The sequence below is a fragment of the Polynucleobacter sp. MWH-Aus1W21 genome (assembly GCF_018687275.1).
In the GTDB taxonomy this organism is placed as follows: Bacteria; Pseudomonadota; Gammaproteobacteria; order Burkholderiales; family Burkholderiaceae; genus Polynucleobacter.
In genome coordinates this window covers 1,782,096-1,804,736 of record NZ_CP061287.1, presented here as the reverse complement: position 1 = coordinate 1,804,736, position 22,641 = coordinate 1,782,096, and the positions used below count along the sequence as shown (strand labels likewise).

General features: G+C 47.0%; 25 protein-coding genes. 13 read left to right on the top strand and 12 right to left on the bottom strand.

Going from position 1 to position 22,641, the window contains the following annotated elements; translation table 11 throughout:
• Positions 1–5 precede the first annotated feature (5 nt).
• Complete coding sequence (gene murJ, locus ICW03_RS09385; RefSeq protein ID WP_215347618.1) at positions 6–1,559, bottom strand: murein biosynthesis integral membrane protein MurJ; 1,554 nt, start codon at positions 1,557–1,559, stop codon at positions 6–8.
• Positions 1,560–1,710: 151 nt separating this feature from the next.
• Here murJ and rpsT point away from each other — a divergent pair, with 151 nt between their 5' ends.
• Entirely contained in the window at positions 1,711–1,977 is a 267-nt protein-coding gene (gene rpsT / locus ICW03_RS09380; protein ID WP_062310407.1) for a 30S ribosomal protein S20, read from the top strand.
• Between the two features lie 73 nt (positions 1,978–2,050).
• Here the strand turns inward: rpsT and ICW03_RS09375 are convergent, their stop codons facing one another.
• Positions 2,051–2,365 (bottom strand): DUF3579 domain-containing protein, encoded by a 315-nt coding sequence (locus tag ICW03_RS09375; protein WP_068320842.1) that lies wholly within the window; start codon positions 2,363–2,365, stop codon positions 2,051–2,053.
• Between the two features lie 152 nt (positions 2,366–2,517).
• Between ICW03_RS09375 and argF the strand changes: the two genes are divergently transcribed.
• From argF to ICW03_RS09360, 3 genes are read left to right on the top strand one after another with little or no spacing between them, the layout of a single operon-like run.
• A complete protein-coding gene (argF, locus tag ICW03_RS09370) occupies positions 2,518–3,465 on the top strand; it encodes an ornithine carbamoyltransferase (RefSeq protein WP_215350290.1) in 948 nt (315 codons plus the stop codon).
• Between the two features lie 51 nt (positions 3,466–3,516).
• Positions 3,517–4,749, top strand: a complete 1,233-nt coding sequence (locus tag ICW03_RS09365; protein WP_215347616.1) for an argininosuccinate synthase — start codon at positions 3,517–3,519, stop codon at positions 4,747–4,749.
• A 54-nt stretch (positions 4,750–4,803) separates the two neighbouring features.
• Positions 4,804–5,109, top strand: a complete 306-nt coding sequence (locus ICW03_RS09360) for a pyrimidine/purine nucleoside phosphorylase (RefSeq protein WP_215347614.1) — start codon at positions 4,804–4,806, stop codon at positions 5,107–5,109.
• Between the two features lie 65 nt (positions 5,110–5,174).
• Here the strand turns inward: ICW03_RS09360 and ICW03_RS09355 are convergent, their stop codons facing one another.
• A complete protein-coding gene (locus tag ICW03_RS09355) occupies positions 5,175–5,627 on the bottom strand; it encodes a DUF192 domain-containing protein (protein ID WP_215347612.1) in 453 nt (150 codons plus the stop codon).
• Positions 5,628–5,711: 84 nt separating this feature from the next.
• Positions 5,712–5,915, bottom strand: a complete 204-nt coding sequence (locus tag ICW03_RS09350; protein ID WP_011903586.1) for a cold-shock protein — start codon at positions 5,913–5,915, stop codon at positions 5,712–5,714.
• A 276-nt stretch (positions 5,916–6,191) separates the two neighbouring features.
• Here ICW03_RS09350 and clpS point away from each other — a divergent pair, with 276 nt between their 5' ends.
• The 3 genes from clpS to ICW03_RS09335 are packed head-to-tail and all read left to right on the top strand — an operon-like array spanning position 6,192 to position 9,128.
• Positions 6,192–6,548 carry an ATP-dependent Clp protease adapter ClpS gene (clpS, locus tag ICW03_RS09345; protein WP_251374385.1) on the top strand — a complete coding sequence of 119 codons (357 nt, stop codon included), beginning with the start codon at positions 6,192–6,194 and terminating at the stop codon, positions 6,546–6,548.
• Positions 6,545–8,851: an ATP-dependent Clp protease ATP-binding subunit ClpA gene (clpA, locus tag ICW03_RS09340; RefSeq protein ID WP_215347611.1), complete on the top strand. Its 2,307-nt coding sequence runs from the start codon at positions 6,545–6,547 to the stop codon at positions 8,849–8,851. The genes clpS and clpA overlap by 4 nt, the downstream gene beginning before the upstream one ends.
• A gap of 43 nt (positions 8,852–8,894) precedes the next feature.
• A complete protein-coding gene (locus ICW03_RS09335) occupies positions 8,895–9,128 on the top strand; it encodes a hypothetical protein (protein ID WP_068320954.1) in 234 nt (77 codons plus the stop codon).
• Positions 9,129–9,208: 80 nt separating this feature from the next.
• Here ICW03_RS09335 and dut read toward each other — a convergent pair whose 3' ends face one another.
• Genes dut through ICW03_RS09310 form a run of 5 tightly spaced genes read right to left on the bottom strand, consistent with a single transcriptional unit; the run spans position 9,209 to position 15,234 of the window.
• Positions 9,209–9,658 carry a dUTP diphosphatase gene (gene dut, locus ICW03_RS09330; protein WP_215347609.1) on the bottom strand — a complete coding sequence of 150 codons (450 nt, stop codon included), beginning with the start codon at positions 9,656–9,658 and terminating at the stop codon, positions 9,209–9,211.
• Between the two features lie 47 nt (positions 9,659–9,705).
• Positions 9,706–10,917, bottom strand: coding sequence for a bifunctional phosphopantothenoylcysteine decarboxylase/phosphopantothenate--cysteine ligase CoaBC (gene coaBC, locus ICW03_RS09325; protein WP_215347607.1), 1,212 nt, complete (start codon positions 10,915–10,917; stop codon positions 9,706–9,708).
• Positions 10,918–10,926: 9 nt separating this feature from the next.
• Positions 10,927–11,418 (bottom strand): signal peptidase II, encoded by a 492-nt coding sequence (lspA, locus tag ICW03_RS09320; protein WP_215347605.1) that lies wholly within the window; start codon positions 11,416–11,418, stop codon positions 10,927–10,929.
• An 11-nt stretch (positions 11,419–11,429) separates the two neighbouring features.
• Positions 11,430–14,309 (bottom strand): isoleucine--tRNA ligase, encoded by a 2,880-nt coding sequence (gene ileS / locus ICW03_RS09315; protein ID WP_371819925.1) that lies wholly within the window; start codon positions 14,307–14,309, stop codon positions 11,430–11,432.
• Complete coding sequence (locus tag ICW03_RS09310; RefSeq protein ID WP_215347601.1) at positions 14,284–15,234, bottom strand: bifunctional riboflavin kinase/FAD synthetase; 951 nt, start codon at positions 15,232–15,234, stop codon at positions 14,284–14,286. The genes ileS and ICW03_RS09310 overlap by 26 nt, the downstream gene beginning before the upstream one ends.
• Before the next feature lie 39 nt (positions 15,235–15,273).
• Here ICW03_RS09310 and purN point away from each other — a divergent pair, with 39 nt between their 5' ends.
• From purN to ICW03_RS09295, 3 genes are read left to right on the top strand one after another with little or no spacing between them, the layout of a single operon-like run.
• Positions 15,274–15,903: a phosphoribosylglycinamide formyltransferase gene (gene purN, locus ICW03_RS09305; protein WP_215347599.1), complete on the top strand. Its 630-nt coding sequence runs from the start codon at positions 15,274–15,276 to the stop codon at positions 15,901–15,903.
• Positions 15,900–17,459: an RsmB/NOP family class I SAM-dependent RNA methyltransferase gene (locus tag ICW03_RS09300; protein WP_215347597.1), complete on the top strand. Its 1,560-nt coding sequence runs from the start codon at positions 15,900–15,902 to the stop codon at positions 17,457–17,459. The genes purN and ICW03_RS09300 overlap by 4 nt, the downstream gene beginning before the upstream one ends.
• Before the next feature lie 28 nt (positions 17,460–17,487).
• Positions 17,488–18,681 carry an acyl-CoA desaturase gene (locus ICW03_RS09295; RefSeq protein ID WP_215347595.1) on the top strand — a complete coding sequence of 398 codons (1,194 nt, stop codon included), beginning with the start codon at positions 17,488–17,490 and terminating at the stop codon, positions 18,679–18,681.
• Positions 18,682–18,749: 68 nt separating this feature from the next.
• On the opposite strand, the gene rpmG is transcribed toward ICW03_RS09295, so the two are convergent.
• The 3 genes from rpmG to radC form a co-directional block, all read right to left on the bottom strand.
• Positions 18,750–18,917, bottom strand: coding sequence for a 50S ribosomal protein L33 (gene rpmG, locus ICW03_RS09290; RefSeq protein ID WP_015421876.1), 168 nt, complete (start codon positions 18,915–18,917; stop codon positions 18,750–18,752).
• 11 nt (positions 18,918–18,928) lie between these two features.
• Entirely contained in the window at positions 18,929–19,162 is a 234-nt protein-coding gene (rpmB, locus tag ICW03_RS09285; protein ID WP_011903570.1) for a 50S ribosomal protein L28, read from the bottom strand.
• A 144-nt stretch (positions 19,163–19,306) separates the two neighbouring features.
• Positions 19,307–20,029 carry a DNA repair protein RadC gene (radC, locus tag ICW03_RS09280; protein WP_215347593.1) on the bottom strand — a complete coding sequence of 241 codons (723 nt, stop codon included), beginning with the start codon at positions 20,027–20,029 and terminating at the stop codon, positions 19,307–19,309.
• Positions 20,030–20,032: 3 nt separating this feature from the next.
• Here radC and ICW03_RS09275 point away from each other — a divergent pair, with 3 nt between their 5' ends.
• From ICW03_RS09275 to ICW03_RS09265, 3 genes are read left to right on the top strand one after another with little or no spacing between them, the layout of a single operon-like run.
• A complete protein-coding gene (locus ICW03_RS09275; RefSeq protein WP_215347591.1) occupies positions 20,033–20,479 on the top strand; it encodes a peptidylprolyl isomerase in 447 nt (148 codons plus the stop codon).
• Positions 20,480–20,482: 3 nt separating this feature from the next.
• On the top strand, positions 20,483–21,424 hold the full coding sequence (gene ispH / locus ICW03_RS09270) for a 4-hydroxy-3-methylbut-2-enyl diphosphate reductase (RefSeq protein ID WP_215347589.1): 942 nt from the start codon (positions 20,483–20,485) through the stop codon (positions 21,422–21,424).
• A gap of 29 nt (positions 21,425–21,453) precedes the next feature.
• A complete protein-coding gene (locus tag ICW03_RS09265; protein ID WP_215347588.1) occupies positions 21,454–22,632 on the top strand; it encodes a branched-chain amino acid ABC transporter substrate-binding protein in 1,179 nt (392 codons plus the stop codon).
• Positions 22,633–22,641: the final 9 nt, after the last annotated feature.

Sequence of the window (22,641 nt, the reverse complement as noted above, 5' to 3'; positions counted from 1 at the left end):
AAGAGCTATTTTGCATGACGCAAGAATTTTTGCCAGCGAATTCCAACTAGGCCTAGAGATGTAAAGTAAACAATTGCGGCAACAGCTAACCAGGTGGCCAATAAGCCAACTCTCAACCATGGCTCGGATTGCAAGGCGATCCAATTATGTGCGGTGGCAGCGTAAAAAAGTACTGCCGCGAAGGGGATAAGGGCAAACAGTAGTTGCCCTAAGTATTTGATCCAGGCTGAGCTAGGCAGGGCTCCGCGGCGATGCAGGCCGATCCAGAGAAGGGCAGCATTCAGACATGCACCCGTTCCTACAGAGAGGGCAAGGCCGGCATGACCAAGCCAGGGGACAAAAACTAGGTTGGCCAGCTGGGTTGCCACCAAAACTAGTAAACCAATTTTTACCGGGGTGCGGATATCTTGGCGGGAGTAAAAGCCGGGCGCTAGAATTTTTACGAGAATTAATCCAATGAGGCCAACCCCATAAGCCGCGAGTGCGCGTTGCGTCATCAATACGTCCAAAGCATTGAATTTTCCGTAGTGATAGAGCACCGCCGCAAGAGGTTCCCCAAAGATAAAGAGCGCAAGCGCACATGGTGCGGCCAGCAAGAATGTCAGTTGCAAACCCCAGATGAGTAATTCACCGGCATGAACTAAATCGTTTTTTGCATTCGCTTTGCTGAGGCTAGGTAAGAGAACGGTGCCAAGGGCAACTCCAAGAAGTGCGGTTGGAAACTCCATTAAGCGGTCTGCGTACGATAGCCATGACACGCTGCCAGCTTGCAAGCGTGAAGCGATATTGGTGTTGATGATGAGGGAAATTTGTGCAACCGATACAGCAAATACTGCAGGCCCCATCAGCTTCAGTACGCGTCTTGCATCGGGATTGGCGGCGGCTGCTTTAATTGCTCCTGGCAATAAACCAATGCGAGGCAAAAGACCGAGACGAGAGAGCGCTGGCACCTGAATGACCAATTGCAAAACGCCACCCAGTAAAACGCCAATGCTTAGCGCATAAATTGGTTGCTCTAAGTGGGGCGCCAAAAATAGGGAGCTACCGATGAGGGCTAGGTTTAGTAAAACTGGGGTAAAGGCGGGAATGGCGAAACGTTGGAATGTATTGAGAATCCCCGCTGAGAGTGAAACTAGGGAAATGAGACCAATGTACGGAAACATGATTCTCGTCATGACTACGCTGGCTTCATAGGCTGGACCCCCTTTAAATCCGGTAGCAATAGCCAAAATCAGCAAAGGAGCGCCAATGACACCCGCCGATACCGTGAGAGCCAAAGCCCAAAATAGGAGGGTGGCGACTGCATTTACGAGGATTTGGGCCTGTTTTTGGTCCCCATTACTGGAAATTTCCCCCAAAATCGGCACAAAAGCCTGAGAAAAGGCCCCTTCGGCAAATAGTCGACGCAGCAAATTGGGTAGTCTAAAAGCGACATTAAAGGCGTCCGTCCACTCCGAAGCCCCGAAACTACGGGCAATTAGGGTCTCCCGGAGTAGGCCCGTAATTCGGGACAGCATGGTTAGGGAGCTGACCTTGGCGGCGGCAGAAAGCAGATTCATGAGCCGATTTTCACCTATTTATCGGTCGGCTGGGCTTTTTTGCCCCTTTAAGGTAAAATCTTGGGTTTTGGCGAGCTTGCTTATGAATCTGGCAAGTCCGCAAGATTTTTAACTAATCGCATTTTGCAATTTATAGAGGCAAGGTTTAAAGATGGCCAATACAGCACAAGCGCGCAAGCGTGCACGCCAAGCAGTAAAACAAAACGAACATAACTCCAGTTTGCGTTCAAAGCTCCGCACTTCCATCAAGGCAGTTCGTAAAGCGATTGAAACTGGTGACAAAGCGGCTGCTGCAAAAGTATTCGCAGCGACTCAATCAACAATCGACAAGATTGCTGACAAAAAGATTGCTCACAAAAATACTGCTGCTCGTCAGAAGTCACGTTTGTCCGCAGCTATCAAGGCGATGGCAGCGTAATACGGTTTTAGTTTTAGGCTGGTCGAAGTAGTTTCGATCTAAGCCCGCTCCTCATCAGAGCGGGTTTTTGTTTTTAAGGCTGGGTTGGGGCTGCTGGGTTGAACTCACATGCCTCTTCGATTGGTAGGCTGTTGTCCTTGGCAAAGTTCATGACAAAGTCTAGCGCTCTAGGATCTAGGTCCCCTAGTCTGGTATCAATAACAACGCATTTCACTTTTGCAATCAGTACGGGTCTGACATAGGGCGAATAAGTGAAGCGAGGGTCCCCGGAGTCACCGGGTGGGCGAAAAGTAGCCATCACCCCGCACAGACGCTCCGCCCAATCGCTGGGCCGAAATGGTTTGCCAGAAGTGGTAATGCCTTGAATGAAAAGCTTTTTGTGGTTCAAATTCGCGTAATGATGGTTGTAAGAAATGGTATTACTAAGCCCTCTAGCTTAACAGCCCGAGTTGGCCGTAAGATGACTTTAGGATCCATTTTCGTGCAGCCGAATGTTTGAAGAAAAAAATGCAAGCCAAAACTTTAGTAGAAAGCTCAACTATGACATCCTTGGCAAAGCCGCAAGTGCCCGGTCAGGTAAAGCACTATCTGCAGTTTTCTGACCTCACCCGCGAGGAATATGACTATTTGCTCAAGCGTTCCGCATGGCTAAAGGCCAAGTTCAAGAGTTATGAAACTTGGCACCCTCTGCATGACCGAACTTTGGCGATGATTTTTGAGAAGCATTCCACTCGCACGCGTCTGTCGTTCGAGGCGGGCATTCACCAGCTTGGTGGCCATGCCGTATACCTGAACACCCGCGATACTCAGTTAGGCCGTGGCGAGCCTGTAGAGGACGCTGCGCAGGTGATTTCAAGGATGACTGACATCATCATGATTCGTACCTTTGGTCAGGAAATTATTGAGCGCTTTGCATCGAATTCGCGTGTTCCAGTAATTAATGGTCTGACCAATGAATTTCATCCTTGCCAAGTTTTGGCTGACATCTTCACCTTTGTTGAGGCGCGTGGCCCAATTCAAGGGAAGACCGTGGCTTGGGTAGGTGATGCAAACAATATGGCATACACCTGGCTACAAGCAGCTGAATGCTTAGACTTTCAGTTGCGATTCTCTGCACCAGAAGGTTATCAATTAGATCCAACGCGTTTGACGCCAAATGCGGCAAAGCATTTGACAATTTGCGCCGATCCTAAAGATGCCTGTAAAGGCGCTGACTTGGTGACCACCGATGTTTGGACCAGTATGGGCTATGAAGATGAAAATACTTCACGCATGAATGCCTTCCAAGACTGGATGGTTGATGAAGAATTAATGGCTTTAGCAAAACCAGATGCTTTATTTATGCACTGCTTGCCAGCTCATCGTGGTGAAGAAGTTTCTGCTGGAGTGATCGATAGTCCGCAAAGCATTGTTTGGGAAGAGGCGGAAAATCGTTTACATGTCCAAAAGGCCTTGATGGAGTATTTGCTGTGTGGTCGTTTGGATTAATTGAGTAAAAATTTTTGTAATTCGTTTTAATTTATTTTTGATTGAATAAAAATGTCCGATATTAAAAAAGCAGTCCTCGCGTATTCCGGCGGTCTAGATACCAGCGTGATCTTGAAATGGCTTCAAGATACCTATGGCTGTGAGATCGTTACTTTTACCGCTGACTTAGGTCAGGGCGAAGAGCTCGAGCCAGCACGCGCTAAGGCGTTGCAATTTGGCATCAAGCCAGAAAATATTTTTATCGATGATTTGCGCGAAGAGTTTGTACGCGACTTTGTATTCCCAATGTTCCGTGCGAACACGATTTACGAAGGCGAATATTTATTGGGTACATCGATTGCTCGCCCATTAATTGCTAAGCGTCAGATTGAGATCGCTCGCTTAACTGGTGCTGACTCTGTATCGCATGGCGCTACTGGTAAGGGTAACGACCAGGTTCGCTTTGAGTTGGGTTACTACGCTTTAGAGCCAGGGATTAAAGTGATTGCTCCTTGGCGCGAATGGGATCTTCTCTCACGCGAGAAGTTGATGGCTTACGCTGAGAAGCATGGCATTCCAGTTGAGATGAAGCATAAGCAAGGCGGATCACCATACTCTATGGATGCCAACCTCTTGCACATCAGTTACGAAGGTCGTCATTTGGAAAACCCAAATGCTGAAGCAGAAGAGTCCATGTGGCGTTGGACAGTTTCTCCAGAAAAAGCTCCAGACGCCCCAGAAATTATTGAAATTGAATTTAAAGCAGGCGATCCTGTAGCTATTAATGGCAAAGCCTATAAGCCGCACGAGTTGCTCGCTGAATTAAATCGTATTGGTGGCATGCACGGCATTGGTCGTTTGGATTTGGTGGAGAACCGCTTTGTTGGCATGAAGAGCCGTGGTTGCTATGAAACTCCTGGTGGCACTATCCTGCTCAAGGCTCACCGCGGTATCGAAAGTATTACCCTGGATCGCGAAGTGGCTCACTTAAAAGATGACCTGATGCCGCGCTATGCAAGCTTGATCTATAACGGCTTGTGGTGGGCGCCAGAGCGCTTAGCTTTGCAAACATTGATTGATCATACTCAACAAGCTGTCAATGGCGTTGTCCGCTTGAAGCTCTACAAGGGTTCTGTATCCGTTATCTCACGTGATTCAGCTAATACTCTGTTTGATCAGAATATTGCGACTTTTGATGATGACGGTGGCGCATATAACCAGGCAGATGCTGGCGGCTTCATTAAGCTCAACGCATTGCGTATGCGTATTGCTGAAACAGCAAAGCGCAAGCGCGCCAAGAAATAACGCAAAGCAAATTCAAATAAACGATTAGAACCAAACAGAATAGAAAGAGCCAGCATGCAATTTGATCAAGTTTCCGTAGGCAAAAAAGCCAACGTATTTTTCGATGGTAAATGTGTTTCTCATACAGTGACATTGCCAAACGGCGTGCGTAAGTCTGTTGGTGTTGTATTGCCAAGCACCTTACGCTTTGACTTAAGCACTAGAGAAGTTATGGAAGTAGTTGATGGCACTGCTTTTGTCAGCATCAATGGCGCTCCTGAGCAAGAATTCAAGGCGGGTCAAAGCTGGGAAGTGGAAAAGGGCGGTTATTTTGTTATTCGTGCTGAGCAACCTGTGCATTATGTTTGCCACTTTGAATAAATAAGCATTCCTACAAAGCAAAACGCAGACCGAGGTCTGCGTTTTTTATTACCCTTTATTTTTTCTTATCTCTTCGGTAGACCGGTGACTAAAGTGCCTGGCACGATGACCCTTTCTGAGAACCACTGCTTATTCATTTCTAATGCGTAACGCACTGCCGCTTTAGGGCAGTGGTTGTTGGTTGTTTCTGCCTGCATCTCTTCGACGTTCACAATCTTCCCGTCATCTGCAATGAATGCAATGGATAGCGGGATCTTGGTGTTGTTCATCCAGAAACAATGACCTGCCTTTTGTTCGAATACAAATAACATTCCAGAATTGGTTGGCATGCTAGTGCGGTTCATAAGCCCCACTTCTCTTGCTTTAGGTGTATCCGCCAGCTCAGCCTGAATACGGTAGATGCCCGCTTTGAGTTCAATCGTGGGCAGGCCTGTATTGACTTGGGCTAGCGAAAGGCTGGAGCCAAAGAAAAAGAGGGGTACGAATAGTTTGATGAAGTTGTTTTTTGAAATAAGCATGTTGTGCATTTTAAGTGAGGCAAATTGCAGACGAAAAAAAACCCAGGAACGAATCCTGGGTTTTTAATAATGATCTAAGGACTATTAAGCCGCTTGGATATTGGTAGCTTGCTTGCCTTTAGGACCTTGGGTAATGTCAAACGTTACCTTTTGGTTTTCCTTAAGGGTTTTGAACCCAGGCATAGTAATTGCGCTGAAATGCGCGAACAACTCTTCTTCACCATCATCAGGTTTGATAAAGCCAAAACCTTTTGCATCATTGAACCACTTAACAATTCCGGTCGCCATGCGAACTCCATTACATAAACTTAAAACAACCGTGATGAGGGTAAATACTTTTTAATCAGTCTCAATCCACAACACGCCTAAATAGAACCTCTCTTGAAGCCTACCCCCTGATTGTTTGCCCTTTTTGGAGGGGTGTCAAGGAGTTAAATGCACCTACCCCCTAGTAAATACCCCTTTTTTTATCGAAAAATGCCCCAATATGGGTTTAAAGGGGTTTTTTGCGTGGTTTTCGCAACAAGACCCTAGTAAATTAAAGTTTCAATATCTGTGTTTAGAATGTTTCTCATGAGTCGCGCACCAAAAAATCCCACTACTGGCAACCCTGGCAATCCGTATGTCGAGGACACTATTCTTCTCGAAAAACAGGTCGAGCAAGTTAAGGCGCCATCGATGTATAAAGTTTTACTATTGAATGACGATTACACGCCTATGGAATTTGTGGTGATGGTGATTCAGGAGTATTTTAATAAGGATCATGAAACAGCTACTCGCATCATGCTGCAAGTGCATTTAGTTGGCAAGGGCGTCTGCGGAGTATTTACCCGCGATGTTGCTGCCACGAAAGTGCATCAAGTTATTGAACTCTCCCGTGAAGCGGGTCACCCACTACAGTGCACTATGGAGGAAGCATGATTGCCCAAGAATTAGAAGTGAGTTTGCACATGGCGTTTGTTGACGCAAGGGCATCGCGACATGAGTTCATCACAGTCGAGCATTTGCTCGCAGCCTTACTGGATAACGCTACTGCGGTTGAGGTTTTAAAGGCCTGCGCAGTCAATATTGCAGAGCTGCGCGCACAACTCAAAAACTTTATCAACGACAACACGCCTGTGGTGCCAGGTAACGACGAGGTCGATACTCAACCTACATTAGGCTTTCAGCGAGTGATTCAACGCGCCATCATGCATGTGCAGTCAACTTCAAATGGTAAGAAAGAAGTGACTGGTGCAAATGTATTGGTTGCTATCTTCGGTGAAAAAGATTCGCACGCAGTGTATTTCTTGCAGCAGCAAGGTGTGACACGTTTAGATGTGGTGAACTTCATTAGTCATGGCGTTCGCAAAGATCAGTCTGAGCATGTGAAGCCTGCTGAGCCTTCTCAGGAAGCTGAAGAATCTAGCGCTTCTGGCAAAGAAAGCCCGCTGGAGCAGTACACCCAAAACCTTAACGTAATGGCTCGCCAAGGCAAGATTGACCCTTTGATTGGGCGCGAGAGCGAAGTAGAGCGTGTTATTCAGGTTTTGTGCCGTCGCCGTAAGAACAACCCATTATTGGTTGGTGAAGCTGGCGTAGGTAAGACGGCAATTGCTGAGGGTCTTGCTTGGAGAATTGTGAAAGGTGATGTGCCTGAAATTTTGGCCAACGCTACTGTTTACTCTTTGGATATGGGCGCCCTTTTAGCGGGCACTAAATATCGTGGTGATTTTGAGCAGCGCTTAAAGAGTGTTCTCAAGTCTCTTAAAGATCACGCGCATGGCGTTTTGTTCATCGATGAAATTCACACACTGATCGGTGCGGGTGCTGCTTCTGGTGGAACATTGGATGCAAGTAATTTATTAAAGCCTGCGTTGTCTAATGGTCAGCTTAAATGCATCGGTGCAACTACCTTTACAGAATATCGCGGCATCTTTGAAAAAGACGCAGCTTTGTCACGCCGTTTCCAAAAGGTGGACGTTGTAGAGCCAACCGTAGATCAAACAGTGCAAATTCTTCGTGGCTTGAAGTCCCGTTTCGAAGAGCATCACAGCGTGAAGTATGCGGCTGGTGCATTGGTGGCTGCTGCTGAACTGTCTGCTCGTTATATCAATGACCGTCATTTGCCGGATAAAGCAATTGATGTGATTGATGAGGCTGGTGCCGCTCAACGTATATTGCCAAAGTCTAAACAGAAGAAAACGATTGGCCGTCCAGAGATTGAAGAGATTGTGGCAAAGATTGCGCGCATACCGCCACAATCAGTCACGGTGGATGACCGCAGTAAGTTACAAACTTTAGATCGTGACATCAAGAGCGTCGTATTTGGTCAAGACCCTGCAGTCGAATCCCTGGCTAGCGCCATTAAGATGACGCGCGCGGGTCTTGGCAAGATTGATCGCCCAATTGGCTCTTTCTTATTCTCTGGCCCTACTGGGGTGGGTAAGACTGAGGTGGCTAAACAACTTGCTTACATCCTTGGTATTGAGTTGCTACGTTTTGATATGTCTGAGTATATGGAGCGCCATGCGGTAAGTCGTTTAATTGGCGCGCCTCCAGGTTATGTTGGCTTCGATCAAGGTGGCTTACTCACAGAAGCGGTGAATAAGAAGCCACATTGCGTACTCTTGCTTGATGAGATTGAAAAAGCCCATCCAGACATCTTCAATATCTTGTTGCAGGTAATGGACCATGGAACCTTGACGGATAACAACGGTCGTAAGACTGATTTCCGTAACGTGATCATCATCATGACTACAAATGCTGGTGCCGAGGCAATGCAGAAGTCCACCATTGGCTTTACCAATGCACGTGAGTCTGGTGATGAGATGGCTGACATCAAGAAGTTCTTTACACCAGAGTTCCGCAATCGCCTGGATGCTATCGTCTCCTTCAAGGCACTTGATGAGTCCATCATCATGCGCGTGGTTGACAAGTTCTTAATGCAGCTTGAAGAGCAATTGCATGAGAAGAAGGTAGATGCAACATTTAGTCCAGCATTGCGTGCCCATTTGGCTAAGCATGGCTTTGATCCATTGATGGGCGCACGTCCAATGCAGCGCATTATTCAGGATACTGTGCGTAAAGCGCTAGCTGACGAGCTTTTATTTGGCAAGCTAGCTCAAGGCGGTCATGTCGATGTTGATATTGATGCTGATGGTAAAGTGCTCTTGAACTTTGAGGCTCCGGTATTGCCAGGGAAACGCACTAAGGCAGATGTAGCGCCAGCAGAAGAAATTTAATAAACCTATTTATTTAAATAAATCCAAACCAAAAAAGGAAAATATGTCTCATCACGATAAATTACTAGAAGCTTTTGAAACTTACAAAGCTGAGAATGAAAAGTTTCAAGGTAAAGGCATTAAAGCTTCTGCTGCTCGTGCTCGTAAAGCTCTGCAAGAGATTGCCGGTTCTTGCAAAGAGCGTCGCAAAGAGATTACTGCTGAAAAAGAATCTCGTGAAGGTGCTGGCGCTGGCATGTCACAAGATGCTGCTCGTAAAGCACATATTCGTAAATAAGCAATTCGCGCTTCAAAGAAAAGCCACCTACAGGTGGCTTTTTTGTTTCAACGATACAGGCGTTTAAAAAAGAGCATGACTTAAGCTCTGCCAGTGCTGCCAAAACCACCTGCACCACGACTGCTTTCGGTGAACTCTTCCACTACTTTAAGTTCCACCTGTTGCACTGGCATCACCACCAATTGAGCTAAGCGCTCCATCGGCTCAAGTTTGAATAGGGTTGATCCGCGATTCCAGGTGCTCACCATCAGTTGACCCTGGTAGTCAGAATCGATTAGGCCCACTAGGTTACCCAGTACGATGCCATGTTTATGACCTAATCCTGAGCGTGGAAGGATGAACGCTGCATAGCCTGGATCTTCGACGTAAATTGCTAAGCCAGTCGGCACAAGAACCGTTTGACCTGGGGCAATTTCGATCGCCTCATCAATGCAAGCGCGTAAATCGAGTCCAGCGCTGCCAGGTGTGCCATAGGTTGGCAATTGGTCGCGCATACGTTCATCGAGAATTTTGACTTGGAGAGATTGCATGGAATTTCCTAAAACGGGGAATGTAAGTAAAAAAGTGGGGGTGCTGCTTAAATTTTCTTGGCAACTAATTGAATGAGTTGGCGTGCTAATTGCAGTTTTTCTGCCTTAGCAATTTTCTTGCTCCCACTAGCGTCAATAACAATCAATTGATTGAGGTCGCTGCCAAAGGTATCTGGGCCGATATTGCCGACAATCATTGGTATGCCTTTGCGCTTACGCTTTTCGTCGGCATGCTTTTCAAGGTCATTAGATTCGGCAGCAAAACCAACGCAATAAGGGTAGGACTTCCCGCCTTTGGTCTTGACCGTCTTGGCAACATCTAGCAAGATGTCTGGGTTAGCAATAAATTCTAGGTTAGGGGCTTGCTTACCCTCGCGCTTAATCTTTTCTTTTGCGGGCTTGGCGATTCTCCAGTCAGCAACAGCAGCTACAGCAAAGAAAATATCGCAGTCGGTAGCATTTAAGGCGGCTGTGTGCATTTCTTTGGCGCTAACTACGTTAGTGCGGGTAATTTGTCCTGTTGCCAACAGTGGTGTATCAAGATCGCAGGGGCCAGCAATGAGGTGGACTTGAGCACCGGCTTCGATAGCAGCTCTCGCAATTGCAAAACCCATCTTGCCTGAGCTGTGATTGGTGATGCCCCGCACTGGATCGATTGCTTCAAAAGTAGGGCCGGCAGTAATCAGTACTTTTTTACCGACTAAAGTTTTTTTCTGGAAGAAGGCAATCACTTGCTCGGTAATTTCAGCAGGTTCGAGCATTCTGCCCATGCCTACTTCACCACAAGCTTGGAAACCACTGGCAGGGCCAAGCAGGGTAACGCCATCCTCAATCAGTCTTTGCGCACTTCTCTGGGTAGCTGCGTGCTCCCACATTTGTTTATTCATTGCTGGAGTCAGCAAAAGTGGGCAATCTCTTGCAAGGCATAAAGTAGTCAACAAGTCGTCAGCCAAGCCCAATGAAAGCTTAGCCATCAGATCAGCGCTTGCGGGCGCAATCAAAATGGCATCTGCTGAACGAGATAGTTCAATGTGCGCCATATTATTTGGAATGGTGCTATCCCATTGGCTTAAATAAACTGGGTTGCCTGTGAGGGCTTGCATGGTTACTGGTGTTACAAATTGCTGAGCAGCTTCAGTCATGACTACTTGTACCGAAGCACCTTCTTGCATTAACTGGCGAGCAAGTTCTGGAGCTTTATAGGCTGCAATGCCGCCAGAGATGCCGAGAACGATCTTCTTATTAATAAGTGATTGCATGGCGCCAGCTTAATGGGATTGGGCAGATTTGCCAAATGACTTGCGTAATTCACCCCAAATGATGAGGGCGGCGCCAATACAGATAGCGCTATCAGCAATATTGAATGCTGGCCAATGCCAATTGGCGTAATACAGATCGATAAAGTCGACCACAGCACCATACATGACTCGATCCAGGACGTTTCCCAGGGCTCCACCCAAGATAAGACTCAGAGCTATGCAGAGTAGTTTGTCGCTTTGGCTTTTATATAGAAGCCAAATAATGTAGATAGAGGCTGCCAGACCAAGAATGGTGAAGAACCAGCGCTGCCAACCAGAACCTTGCGCCAGAAATGAAAATGCTGCACCTGGATTAAAGAGGAGTAACCAATTTAAGAAGGGTAATACTGGTTCAGGTACCCCCATCTGCAAATTACTCAGTGCCGACCACTTGCTGAGTTGATCTAGCAAGAGCACGATGATCGCAATTGCGAGATAACGAAGCAGGGTAAGGCTTTTCATATGAAGGGCTCTTAAGCAAATAGACGGTGATTACCGTCGCCAAATAAGTTGCTAATGCAGCGACCACACAATTCTGGGTGATCGACATTGCTTCCAACATCTTTGGTATGATGCCAGCAGCGACCACACTTCTTATATTGACTGCCCCTTACCAATACTTCTAGGCCTGCATTACTCAACTCAATATTGGCACTAGAGGTGATAGTGACAAAGCGTAAGTCATCTTCAAGCGAATGCAAAATCGCAAAGTCGATATCACCCACTTTGATTGTCAGCTCTGCTTGTAAGGATGAGCCCACATTGCCGGCCTCGCGCTCCACTTCAATTGCCTTAGTCACTTCAGAGCGAATTTCACGAATGCGACTCCATTTGGCGAGCAACTCATCAGCATGAGCAATTTCTGGGAAATGACCAAACTCTTCCATGAAGATAGATTCAGCAGGCTTAGTTCCTGACCCATGCGGAAAATCTTTCCAGGCTTCTTCTGCTGTGAAGGAGAGGAATGGAGACAGCCATTTCAAGAGATTGCGAGTGATATGGAATAGAGCGTTCTGCGCTGCACGGCGATCGGGGGAATCTGGTGCGCTGGTGTAGAGGCGATCTTTCAGAATATCTAGGTAGAAGCCGCCTAAATCTTCAGAACAGAAAGTCAACATGCGCGCGACAGCAGGTTGGAATTCATAAGCCTTATAGTGTGCCTCAACATCATTCTGTAGTGCGTTAGCAAGCGCAACAGCATAGCGATCAATCTCAAGCCACTGGTCGGCGGGCATCGCGTGCTTGCTTGGATCAAAATCTGACAGGTTGGCCAACAAGAAGCGAAGCGTATTACGAATACGGCGATAGCTCTCAGTAACGCGCTTGAGAATCTCGTCCGAGATCGTCATTTCGCCTGAGTAGTCGGTAGAAGCTACCCAGAGGCGAATAATTTCAGCGCCAAGCTTATCTGCTACTTGTTGAGGGGCAATCACATTGCCCACGGACTTACTCATCTTGCGACCTTGACCATCCACGGTGAAGCCGTGAGTCAAGAGTGCTTTGTATGGTGGCTTGCCATCGAGCATGGCGCCTGTTAGCAAGGAAGAGTGGAACCAGCCACGATGTTGGTCAGAGCCTTCAAGGTATAAGTCAGCCAAGCGACCGTTTGGTGTTTCTGCTTCAGCAGTTAACAACTCATCACGGTGTGAACCACGAATGACATGCCAATGCGTTGTGCCTGAATCAAACCAAACATCTAAGGTATCTTTGTTCTTTTCGTATTGGGCAGCTTCTTCGCCCAGCAGTTCGGCAACTTCTAATTTTTGCCAGGCTTCAATACCTTCTTTTTCTACGCGCTTAGCAATTTCTTCAAGCAGTTCAACAGTGCGTGGATGTGGCTCGCCACTTTCCTTATGAACAAAGAAAGCCATTGGCACACCCCATTGGCGCTGACGTGACAAAGTCCAGTCGGGGCGGTTGGCGATCATGCTGTTTAAGCGCTGCTTACCCCAGGCTGGGAAGAACTCAGTGTTCTCAATGCCGGCGAGTGCAGTCTCACGCAAGCTAGCTTTGCCATCAGATGGTTTCTTATCCATGCTCGCAAACCATTGTGAAGTGGCACGGTAAATGATGGGCGACTTATGGCGCCAGCAATGCATGTATGAGTGTGTATACGTCTTATCGCGTAAGAGGCTGCCCGCTTCACGCATTGCTTCAACAATCTTGGGGTTTGCTTTCCAGATATATTCATTGGCAAAAAGCGGCAACCAAGACGCGTACACGCCATTACCCATGACTGGATTGAGAATGTCTTTGTCAGCAAGTTTGTTTGCTTTGCAGGATTTAAAGTCTTCTTCACCATAAGCAGGTGCTGAGTGAACAATGCCTGTACCCGTATCGAGCGTGACATATTCAGCTGGATAAATTGGTGAGAGGCGTTTGTAACCTACGTGTAATGGCGCCAATGGATGCCAGAAAGAAATATTTGCTAATTGTGCGCCTTGGCAAGTCGCAATCACTTTGCCTTCAAGGCCATAGTCTTGCAAACAAGTTTCAATGCGATCTTTTGCGAGGATTAATAATTTATCGCCAACATCAACGAGCGCATAAGTCAGATCTGGATGAACGTTCATTGCTTGGTTCGCAGGAATGGTCCAAGGAGTAGTTGTCCAGATGACGATTTGACCGGGCTTATTTGGAAGCTCTGCGAGCCTAAATGCTTTAGCCAATTGCGGACGCTGTGCATCATCAAAGGCAAAGCCGACATCAACTGTTGGATCGGTCTTGTCTTGGTATTCCACTTCAGCTTCTGCAAGTGCAGAGCCACAATCAAAACACCAGTTGACTGGTTTTAAGCCACGGAAGACGTAGCCTTTTTCCCAGATCTTGCCCAGAGCACGGATTTCATCAGCTTCGTTACGGAAGTTCATTGTGAGATAGGGGTTATTCCAATCTCCCAGAACGCCTAAGCGCTCAAAATCTTTCTTTTGTTTCTCAACCTGGACATGCGCGTAGGCGCGTGCCTTAGATTGAACTTCAGCAGTCGGTAAATTTTTACCAAACTCTTTTTCAATCTGAATTTCAATTGGCATGCCATGACAATCCCATCCTGGCACATAGACAGAATCAAAACCCATGAGCCAGCGGGACTTCACAATCATGTCTTTCAAAATCTTATTGACTGCATGCCCTATATGAATATCGCCGTTTGCATACGGAGGGCCATCATGCAAGATGAACTTCGGTTGGTTGGCATGTGCTGCACGAATCTTTTCGTAGAGCTTATTTTTTTGCCAGCCAGCAACCCACTGTGGTTCGCGCTTAGCAAGATCCCCTCGCATCGGAAAGGAGGTATCTAGCAAATTAACGGGATAAGAGTTTTCTTTTTCAGACATAAGCTTTTTTCTGGAAATAATTTCTGGCATGCGCTGCATCTGCTGCAATCGCTTGTGTAAGGGTCGCGAGGTCTGGGTACTTCGCCTCATCACGGATTTTTTCAAGGAGTTCTACGGTGATAATTTTTCCGTATACATCCGCGTTGTAATCAAAGATATGGGTCTCTAGCAACACTCTGCCCTCGTCCTCCACTGTGGGTCTTACGCCCAAGCTTGCAACCGCAGGCAGTGGCTTATCACCTAAACCCAAAACTTGCGCAGTGAAGATTCCGGTCGTTGCTGGTTTGCGATGATGCAAGTGATTAGCAACCGCTAAGTTCAAAGTTGGAAAGCCTAACTGACGGCCGAGTTGTTGACCGTGAATCACGTGACCTGAAATACCGTAAGGGCGACCCAATAATTTTTCAGCTAACTGCAGGTCACCACTTGCGAGTGCTGTGCGTAGTGCAGAGCTTGAAATACGATTACCTTCTTCTTGGACAGTTTGAATGCTAGATACTTCAAAACCATATTTTTTGCCAGCCGCTTTCAAGCTAGCAAAGTTTCCCGCGCGTTTTGCGCCGTAGCAAAAATCATCGCCGATCAAAATCCATTTAGCGTTCAATCGCTTGACGATAATTTCTGAAACAAATTCTTCTGGGGCGAGTTTTGCAAAGGCGGCATTGAAGTGTTCTACAACCACGCGATCAATTCCGATGTCGGCAAGTGCTGCTAATTTGTCGCGCAAATTCAGAATGCGGGGCGGAGCCTGTTCAGGCGAAAAGAATTCTTTTGGGTGTGGCTCAAAGGTCATTACGCAACTGACCAGGCCTCGACTCTTGGCGCCATCAACCAATTCTTTCAGCAGGGCGCGATGACCCCTGTGCACGCCATCGAAATTACCGATGGTTAGAGCACAAGCAGGTCCTGCAGAAAACTGGGTGGGGGCACGGAATACGTTCACAAAATCGCTTTCAGGGTAGCCATCAATTATATTGTGGGCATGCCTTCTATCGTTACCTTAATCTCAGGCCGCGGATCTAATTTCGAGGCCATTGTTAAAACCGCTCAAAAAGAGCAATGGCCGGTTACTTTTGCCGGGGTAATAGCGAATCACTCAGCGACTAAGGGGCTTGATTTTGCTCGCTCGCAGGGCATTCCAGCCTTTGCCATTGACCATAAAGCACACGCTTCTCGCGAATCCTTTGATACCGCCCTAATCCAGCAGATCGATGCTCTCGGAGCTGATTTGGTGGTCCTAGCAGGCTTTATGAGAATTCTGACCCCAGGCTTTATTCGTCATTTTGAGGGGCGATTGATCAATATTCACCCCGCTTTATTGCCAGCCTTTCCCGGCTTACATACGCACGAGCGGGCTTTGGAGGCTGGGGTCAAAGAACATGGCGCTACGGTTCACTTTGTGAATGAGGGTGTTGATGAGGGACCAATTATTTGTCAGGCCTCAGTTCCAGTGCTTGATGGGGATGATGCAGATACCTTGGCGGCTCGGGTTTTGAAGGCCGAGCATCAAATTTACCCGCGGGCCGTAAAATGGTTCCTCGATGGACGATTGCGAATAGAAGGTAATCAAGTGAAGTTACAACCCCCGGAGTCGCAATTTTTTAAATTATGAGTGCAGAACGTCCACCCCGCAAATCTGGCAGCAGATTAGCCCCCCACAAAAGTTACGCAGTGAAATCGAAAGATCCCTTGCGTCGACCAGAGCGTCGAAATGCTAGCGGTAATTTGATTGCGCCCGAAGGCCAAAAGAATTTTTCGAATGCAAAGGCTTTGCCTCAACATGCAATCCATCTTGAGCGTTTGCTTCCTGAATTGCTGAGTTTTGAGCAGCCAGCAGACCGAGTAGTCAGTCGTTATTTCAGGGAAGAGAAGCAACTTGGTAATCGTGATCGCGCTTTAATTGCAGAGAGTGCGTTTGCTATTTTGCGTCGTAAAAATGAGTTCTCTCAATTTGCATCTAGCGGCGAAGGCTCTCAGGCTAGACGCTTAGCCCTATTAGGTTTGCTGTCCGCTTTGTCTGAAGGAGGATTGGGTTCCGCCAATCGTGCTGAGAGTGCGATTGCTGACTTGGCCCACGTACTAAAGCCTGGTGAATATGAATGGTTGCAGCGTTTTGCAACAGTTGATCCTGCCGCTTTAAATCCTCTCGTTCGCAATAATTTGCCTGAGTGGTTGTGGGATGCATTTGGTAAATATCCTGGTGAAGAATCTCGTGAAGAGTTAGCTAAATCTTTAATGTATCCAGCATTATTAGATTTGCGTGCGAACACCATGAAAACCAATCGCGAAGAATTGCTCGCACAGATGAACGCATTGGGTGGTCGTTACCAAGCAATTCCAACTCCATATGCGCCTGATGGTGTGCGCATTATGGGTAAACCAGCTTTACAAAATACCCCAGGTTTTAAAGCGGGCATGTTTGAGGTGCAGGATGAAGGTAGCCAGCTCTTGGCGTATCTGCTTGCACCAAAACGCGGTGAAATGGTTGTAGACTTTTGTGCTGGCGCTGGTGGTAAGACTTTAGCGATTGGAGCCATCATGCGCTCTACAGGGCGCCTATATGCCTTAGACACATCAGAGCGCCGCCTAGCGAATTTGAAGCCAAGACAGGCCCGCAGCGGCCTTTCTAATGTGCATCCGGTGTGGATTGATAGTGAGAACGATGCCAAGGTCAAACGCCTTGCCGGAAAGATTGATCGAGTGCTGGTAGATGCCCCTTGTAGTGGCATGGGTACTTTGCGGCGTAATCCTGATTTGAAGTGGCGCCAGACTCCAGAAGGGGTGTTGGAGCTAAACCAGAAACAAATGAACATCCTGCACTCGGCTGCGCGGTTATTAAAGCCTGGCGGCCGCCTGGTTTATGCGACCTGTAGCTTATTGCCCCAAGAGAACCAAGCAATAGCCGAGGATTTTCTGGCAAAACACCCTCAATTTGAGGTTGTTCCAGCCGCACAAGTTCTTAAACCATTGTTTCCAAAGGAAAAATTGCCTTTAGGATGCAGCCCTGACAATCCTTGGTGGCAGTTATGGCCCCACATTCATGGAACGGACGGTTTCTTTGGAGCAGTTTTCCAAAAAAAAGCTACCTCCCCAGCTCCTGAGTCTGAAAAAGATGATCAAAAAGAGATTAAGGTCAAAAACAAAAAGACCCCCAAAGAACTAAAATAGTCGTTTAGATCTCTTTTGGAACTCCCTTTTGAATACAGCTTCAGGTTTTGATTTGTTTCTCCACTGGCTTGCCAATGGATATTTAGATTGGTCTTGGTGGCAGATTCTTGTTTTCACTCTGGTCGCTACCCACATCACGATTGCTGCCGTAACGATTTTCTTGCACCGTTGCCAAGCGCATCGTGCATTAGATCTGCATCCCATCGTTTCTCATTTTTTCCGTTTCTGGCTTTGGTTAACCACGGGTATGGTGACCAAGGAGTGGGCTGCTATTCATCGCAAGCATCACGCTAAATGCGAGACCGCGGATGATCCGCATAGCCCACAGATTTTGGGTATCAATACCGTGCTATCTCGTGGTGCGGAGCTTTACAAAAAAGAAGCTGCTAACCAAGAGACTCTCGATAAGTTTGGTCATGGCACTCCCGATGATTGGGTTGAGCACAATGTTTACTCCAGATTTTCTTGGCAGGGCGTTGCCATCATGCTCATCATTGATGTGTTTTTATTTGGCGCGGTTGGCTTAACAGTTTGGGCTGTACAAATGTTGTGGATCCCAATTACTGCTGCTGGTGTGATCAATGGCATAGGCCACTACTGGGGCTATCGCAACTTTGATTGCGAAGATGCTTCCAGAAACATTGTGCCTTGGGGAATTTTGATTGGTGGTGAAGAGCTACACAACAATCATCATACTTTTGCAACAAGCGCAAAGCTATCGAATAAATGGTACGAGTTTGATATTGGTTGGATGTATATCCAAATCATGAGCGTCCTTGGTTTGGCTACCGTGAAAAAAACACCTCCTAAACCAGTGCTGAGTGATTTACGTCCAGCAGATCAAAACACTTTAGAAGCCATCATTGCGAATCGCTATGAAATCATGGCTCGCTATAGCAAGACATTGCGTAGCTTCTTTAGCAATGAAGTGCAGCACATGCAGGTATTAGCTGCGCATTTGGATGATGCTCGCACTTGGTTGGCTAAGGACGAGTCACGCTTGACTGAACAGGAGAAACTAAAGCTTGAAGAGTTGATGGCAAGTAATGCTCAGTTGCGCAAGATGATTGAAATGCGTCGTGAGTTACAAGCTATCTGGGGTCGTTCTTCAGCCACCAAAGAACAATTGCTATCGCAGTTGCATGCTTGGTGTCAGCATGCAGAGGAAAGTGGTTTAACTAGTCTGCGTGAGTTTTCTCTGAGATTGCGTCGCTACGCTTAATCTCAACGAACTTTAGGGAATAAAAAACCCGCTGATATAGCGGGTTTTTATTTGATGAAAAGAAGTAATTACTTCAGCTTTGTTTCTTTGTAAGCAACGTGCTTGCGAATGGTTGGATCAAACTTCATGATCTCCATTTTCTCAGGCTTTGTACGCTTGTTTTTTGAAGTTGTGTAGAAGTGACCAGTACCTGCTGATGACTCTAACTTGATTTTTTCTCTGCCGCCTTTAGCCATTTGTGCGCTCCTTAAATTTCGCCACGTGCACGGAGATCAGACAACACAGCATCAATGCCGTTCTTGTCGATAACGCGCAAACCAGCATTGGTTAAGCGCAAGCTAATCCAACGGTTTTCAGATTCAACCCAGAAACGACGGTTTTGCAAATTCGGCAAAAAGCGACGCTTCGTTTTATTGTTTGCATGGGATACATTGTTGCCAACCATCGGCTTCTTCCCAGTGACTTGGCAAACTTTTGCCATGACATAACTCCATTAATTGCGAAAAAAGAAGATTGTATCAGTCCCGGCCTGTTTTGGGCTAGCCCTAATTGTCTTTATTAGGGGGGATGTGAGCAAGGAAGGGGTCTCGAGATCTAAAATATCCCAATAAGTTAGTATTTACTCTCATTTATTGCTATTATTCATAAGGCCTGAATCTGAGAAAGAGAAAAAACCACTGCCACTCACAATGCAATGATCCAAGAGTTGAATATCTACCATTTGGAGTGCATTTATAAGCACCTTTGTCAGATCCTGATCTGCATCACTAGGTAGGGGATTGCCGCTGGGGTGGTTATGAGCGACGATGAGGGCGCTGGCATTTTTCGCCAGAGCCTCTTTGAGGATCTCTCGGGGGTAAATGGCTGTCTGGGTAATGGAACCCCTAAAAAGCTCCTCACATTCAATTAAATGTAGCCTGGAGTCTAGGTAAAGACAAAGGAAGACCTCATGGGGAAGGCGGCCAATTTTGGCCTGCAAGAACTCCCTGACATGGTTAGGAGATGAAAAGATGGGGTCCTGGGTAAGGCCGTCCTCTAAGCTTCGTTTAACGAGTTCATAGGCTGCTTGAATCTGCGCCCACTTTGACAGGCCCATGCCGTGAATCTTGGTGAATTCTTGGGGGCTGCTGGCTAGCAGTCGGGGGAGGCTTCCAAAGTGATGAAGTAGATCTTTGGCGAGGGCTACGGCACTTTTTCCCTTAACCCCCACCCGCAGAAAAATGGCAAGTAATTCTGCATCAGAAAGTGCTGCCGCTCCGTTTGCGCGAAGCTTTTCTCTGGGCTGATCATTTTTTGGCCAATCAGTAATTGGAGAGTGCACAGCAAGCGCTGGCCTAGATACAATCACCTTATGACTAAGCTTACCGTTTTGCCTAATTCCTATTTGACTCTCAACTATCGGCTCACCTTGCCTAACGGGGAGGATTACATCAATACATTTATCGATCGCCCTGCGACGGTTTTGATGGGGTCTGGACAATTTGCTCCTTGTTTTGAAAAGGTCTTGCTGGGTTTAGGTGTTGGCGAGAAAAAAAGTGCGCTGCTTGCTCCCGAAGAAAGTTTTGGTGAGCGGAAAGAAGATTTGGTGCAGTGGGTATCTCTAAAGGCCTTGAAAGAAGGTCGAGATGACGATGTGGAATTTAATCCTGGAGATGTCATTGAGTTCAATGCTCCTGGCGGTGCACAGTACGCGGGTGTTTTGCAATCGATTAATGATGAAGGTGCGTGGTTTGATTTCAACCACCCGCTTGCAGGTAGACCAGTAACTTTTGAAGCTGAGATTGTGGCGATTCTGTAAACCATGAGCGATTCCAATAACGCAGAAATTTTGATGGCGCAACCGCGTGGTTTTTGTGCGGGCGTTGATCGTGCAATCAACATTGTGAATGAAGCGCTTAATCGTTTTGGTGCGCCAATCTATGTTCGCCATGAAATTGTGCATAACGCTTATGTGGTGAATGAACTGCGCGATAAGGGCGCCGTATTTGTAGGTGAGTTGCATGAAGTTCCTAAGGGTGGCATTGTTGTATTTAGTGCTCATGGCGTTTCTCAAGAGGTGCGTAAAGACGCGGAATCCAGAGGATTGCAGGTGTACGACGCTACTTGCCCTTTGGTTACCAAGGTTCATCTTGAGGTCGTCAAAATGTGCAAAGAGGGCTTCACAGTATTGATGATTGGTCATGCGGGACATCCTGAAGTTGAAGGGACTATGGGGCAGGTTAAAGAAGGCGTATTCTTAATTGAGAAGCTCGGCGATGTAAGTGCTTTGCCGTTTTCAGCCGAAGAGAAGATTGCATTCGTTACGCAAACTACGCTCTCAGTAGATGAGACAAAAGAAATCGTTGAAGCCTTAACTAAAAAGTTCCCCAATATTGTTCAACCTCGCAAACAAGATATTTGTTACGCCACTCAGAATCGCCAGGATGCTGTGAAATTTATGGCCCCTCAAGTTGAGGTGGTTATTGTGGTGGGCAGTGTGACGAGCTCGAACTCTAATCGCTTGCGCGAACTTTCTGAAAAGCTAGGCGTACCGTCTTACATGGTTGATGCCCCAGAGCAACTTAAGCCAGAATGGTTTGCTGGAAAAAAACGAGTGGGCTTAACCGCTGGAGCATCTGCACCAGAAAGTTTGGCGCAGTCAATAGTCAGTCGTATTCAGGAGTTTGGTCCAAGAAGTGTGCGTGCGCTTGACGGCGTGGTGGAGGATGTAACCTTTTCCTTGCCTAAAAATTTAGTTGATTGAAGTATCTATTCATAACAGAGGAGCTGTACATGAACAAATCGAACATTACTTTTACAAGAGGGGCTCTTGCTTTGGCGGCTTCTGCTATGTTGTTGGCTGCCTGCGGTAAGGGTGGGGAGAAATCTGCTGCTGCACCCGCAGATGGAATTGAGGTAAAGATTGGTCACGTTGCGCCTTTGACGGGTCCTATTGCTCACCTAGGCAAAGATAATGAGAATGGTGCTCGCTTAGCGCTTGAGGAAATTAACAAAGCTGGCTTAACCATTGATGGAAAAAAAGTGGTGCTGACTTTAGTGCCTGAGGATGATGCAGAAGATCCGAAGACTGCTACGCAGGTAGCACAAAAGTTGGTTGATGCCAAAGTAGTTGGTGTTGTGGGGCACTTAAACTCTGGAACGAGCATCCCAGCCTCGCGTATTTATAGTGATGCTGGCATTACGCAAGTATCACCATCCGCCACTAACCCTGACTACACCAAGCAAGGATTTAAGACGACCTACCGCTTAGTGGCGACTGATGCGCAACAAGGTCCAGCACTTGCCAATTACGTTGCCAACACTTTGAAGGCAAAGACGGTAGCGATTATTGATGACTCGACTCAGTATGGCAAAGGCTTGGCTGATGAATTTGAGAAAACTGTTAAGGCTGCTGGCATGAAGGTGGTTACACGCGAGGCGAGCAACAATAAGGCTACTGATTTCAAGGCTATCTTGACGAAGATTAAAGGTAGTAAGCCAGATGTCATCATGTACGGCGGAATGGATGCTACTGGTGGCCCATTAACCAAACAGGCTGCCGAACTTGGTATTAAAGCAAAAGTAGTTGGTGGAGACGGCATGTGTACCGAGAAGCTTGCTGAATTGGCGGGCGAGGCGGTAGTGAATGTGACTTGCTCGGAAGCCGGCATGGCTTTATCAAAGATGGCGCAAGGCGCTGATTTCCAGAAGCGTTACAAAGAGCGCTTTAATGCCGATGTGCAAATTTATGCACCATTCACTTATGACGCTGTCTATGTTTTGGTAGATTCTATGAAGCGTTCAAACTCAACTGATCCAGCAAAGATTTTGGCTGCTATGCCAGATACGAACATGCAAGGTTTAGTAGGTAATATTGCTTTTGATAACAAAGGCGATATGAAAAAAGGCGTCATTACCTTGTACGATTTCAGGGACAAAAAGAAAACCGTTCTTGATGTCATTGAGATGTAATAACCCCTT

Bases quoted from the DNA above. Each gene is read 5' to 3' on its own strand.
- ICW03_RS09275 (WP_215347591.1), top strand. From the start codon at position 20,033: ATGACTAAGCTTACCGTTTTGCCTAATTCCTATTTGACTCTCAACTAT.
- ICW03_RS09365 (WP_215347616.1), top strand. From the start codon at position 3,517: ATGTCCGATATTAAAAAAGCAGTCCTCGCGTATTCCGGCGGTCTAGAT.
- lspA (WP_215347605.1), bottom strand. From the start codon at position 11,418: ATGAAAAGCCTTACCCTGCTTCGTTATCTCGCAATTGCGATCATCGTG.
- ICW03_RS09335 (WP_068320954.1), top strand. From the start codon at position 8,895: ATGTCTCATCACGATAAATTACTAGAAGCTTTTGAAACTTACAAAGCT.
- ICW03_RS09355 (WP_215347612.1), bottom strand. From the start codon at position 5,627: ATGCTTATTTCAAAAAACAACTTCATCAAACTATTCGTACCCCTCTTT.
- rpsT (WP_062310407.1), top strand. From the start codon at position 1,711: ATGGCCAATACAGCACAAGCGCGCAAGCGTGCACGCCAAGCAGTAAAA.
- clpA (WP_215347611.1), top strand. From the start codon at position 6,545: ATGATTGCCCAAGAATTAGAAGTGAGTTTGCACATGGCGTTTGTTGAC.
- ispH (WP_215347589.1), top strand. From the start codon at position 20,483: ATGAGCGATTCCAATAACGCAGAAATTTTGATGGCGCAACCGCGTGGT.
- purN (WP_215347599.1), top strand. From the start codon at position 15,274: ATGCCTTCTATCGTTACCTTAATCTCAGGCCGCGGATCTAATTTCGAG.
- murJ (WP_215347618.1), bottom strand. From the start codon at position 1,559: ATGAATCTGCTTTCTGCCGCCGCCAAGGTCAGCTCCCTAACCATGCTG.
- rpmG (WP_015421876.1), bottom strand. From the start codon at position 18,917: ATGGCTAAAGGCGGCAGAGAAAAAATCAAGTTAGAGTCATCAGCAGGT.
- dut (WP_215347609.1), bottom strand. From the start codon at position 9,658: ATGCAATCTCTCCAAGTCAAAATTCTCGATGAACGTATGCGCGACCAA.
- ICW03_RS09350 (WP_011903586.1), bottom strand. From the start codon at position 5,915: ATGGCGACCGGAATTGTTAAGTGGTTCAATGATGCAAAAGGTTTTGGC.
- ICW03_RS09360 (WP_215347614.1), top strand. From the start codon at position 4,804: ATGCAATTTGATCAAGTTTCCGTAGGCAAAAAAGCCAACGTATTTTTC.
- clpS (WP_251374385.1), top strand. From the start codon at position 6,192: ATGTTTCTCATGAGTCGCGCACCAAAAAATCCCACTACTGGCAACCCT.
- coaBC (WP_215347607.1), bottom strand. From the start codon at position 10,917: ATGCAATCACTTATTAATAAGAAGATCGTTCTCGGCATCTCTGGCGGC.
- argF (WP_215350290.1), top strand. From the start codon at position 2,518: ATGACATCCTTGGCAAAGCCGCAAGTGCCCGGTCAGGTAAAGCACTAT.
- ICW03_RS09265 (WP_215347588.1), top strand. From the start codon at position 21,454: ATGAACAAATCGAACATTACTTTTACAAGAGGGGCTCTTGCTTTGGCG.
- ICW03_RS09300 (WP_215347597.1), top strand. From the start codon at position 15,900: ATGAGTGCAGAACGTCCACCCCGCAAATCTGGCAGCAGATTAGCCCCC.
- rpmB (WP_011903570.1), bottom strand. From the start codon at position 19,162: ATGGCAAAAGTTTGCCAAGTCACTGGGAAGAAGCCGATGGTTGGCAAC.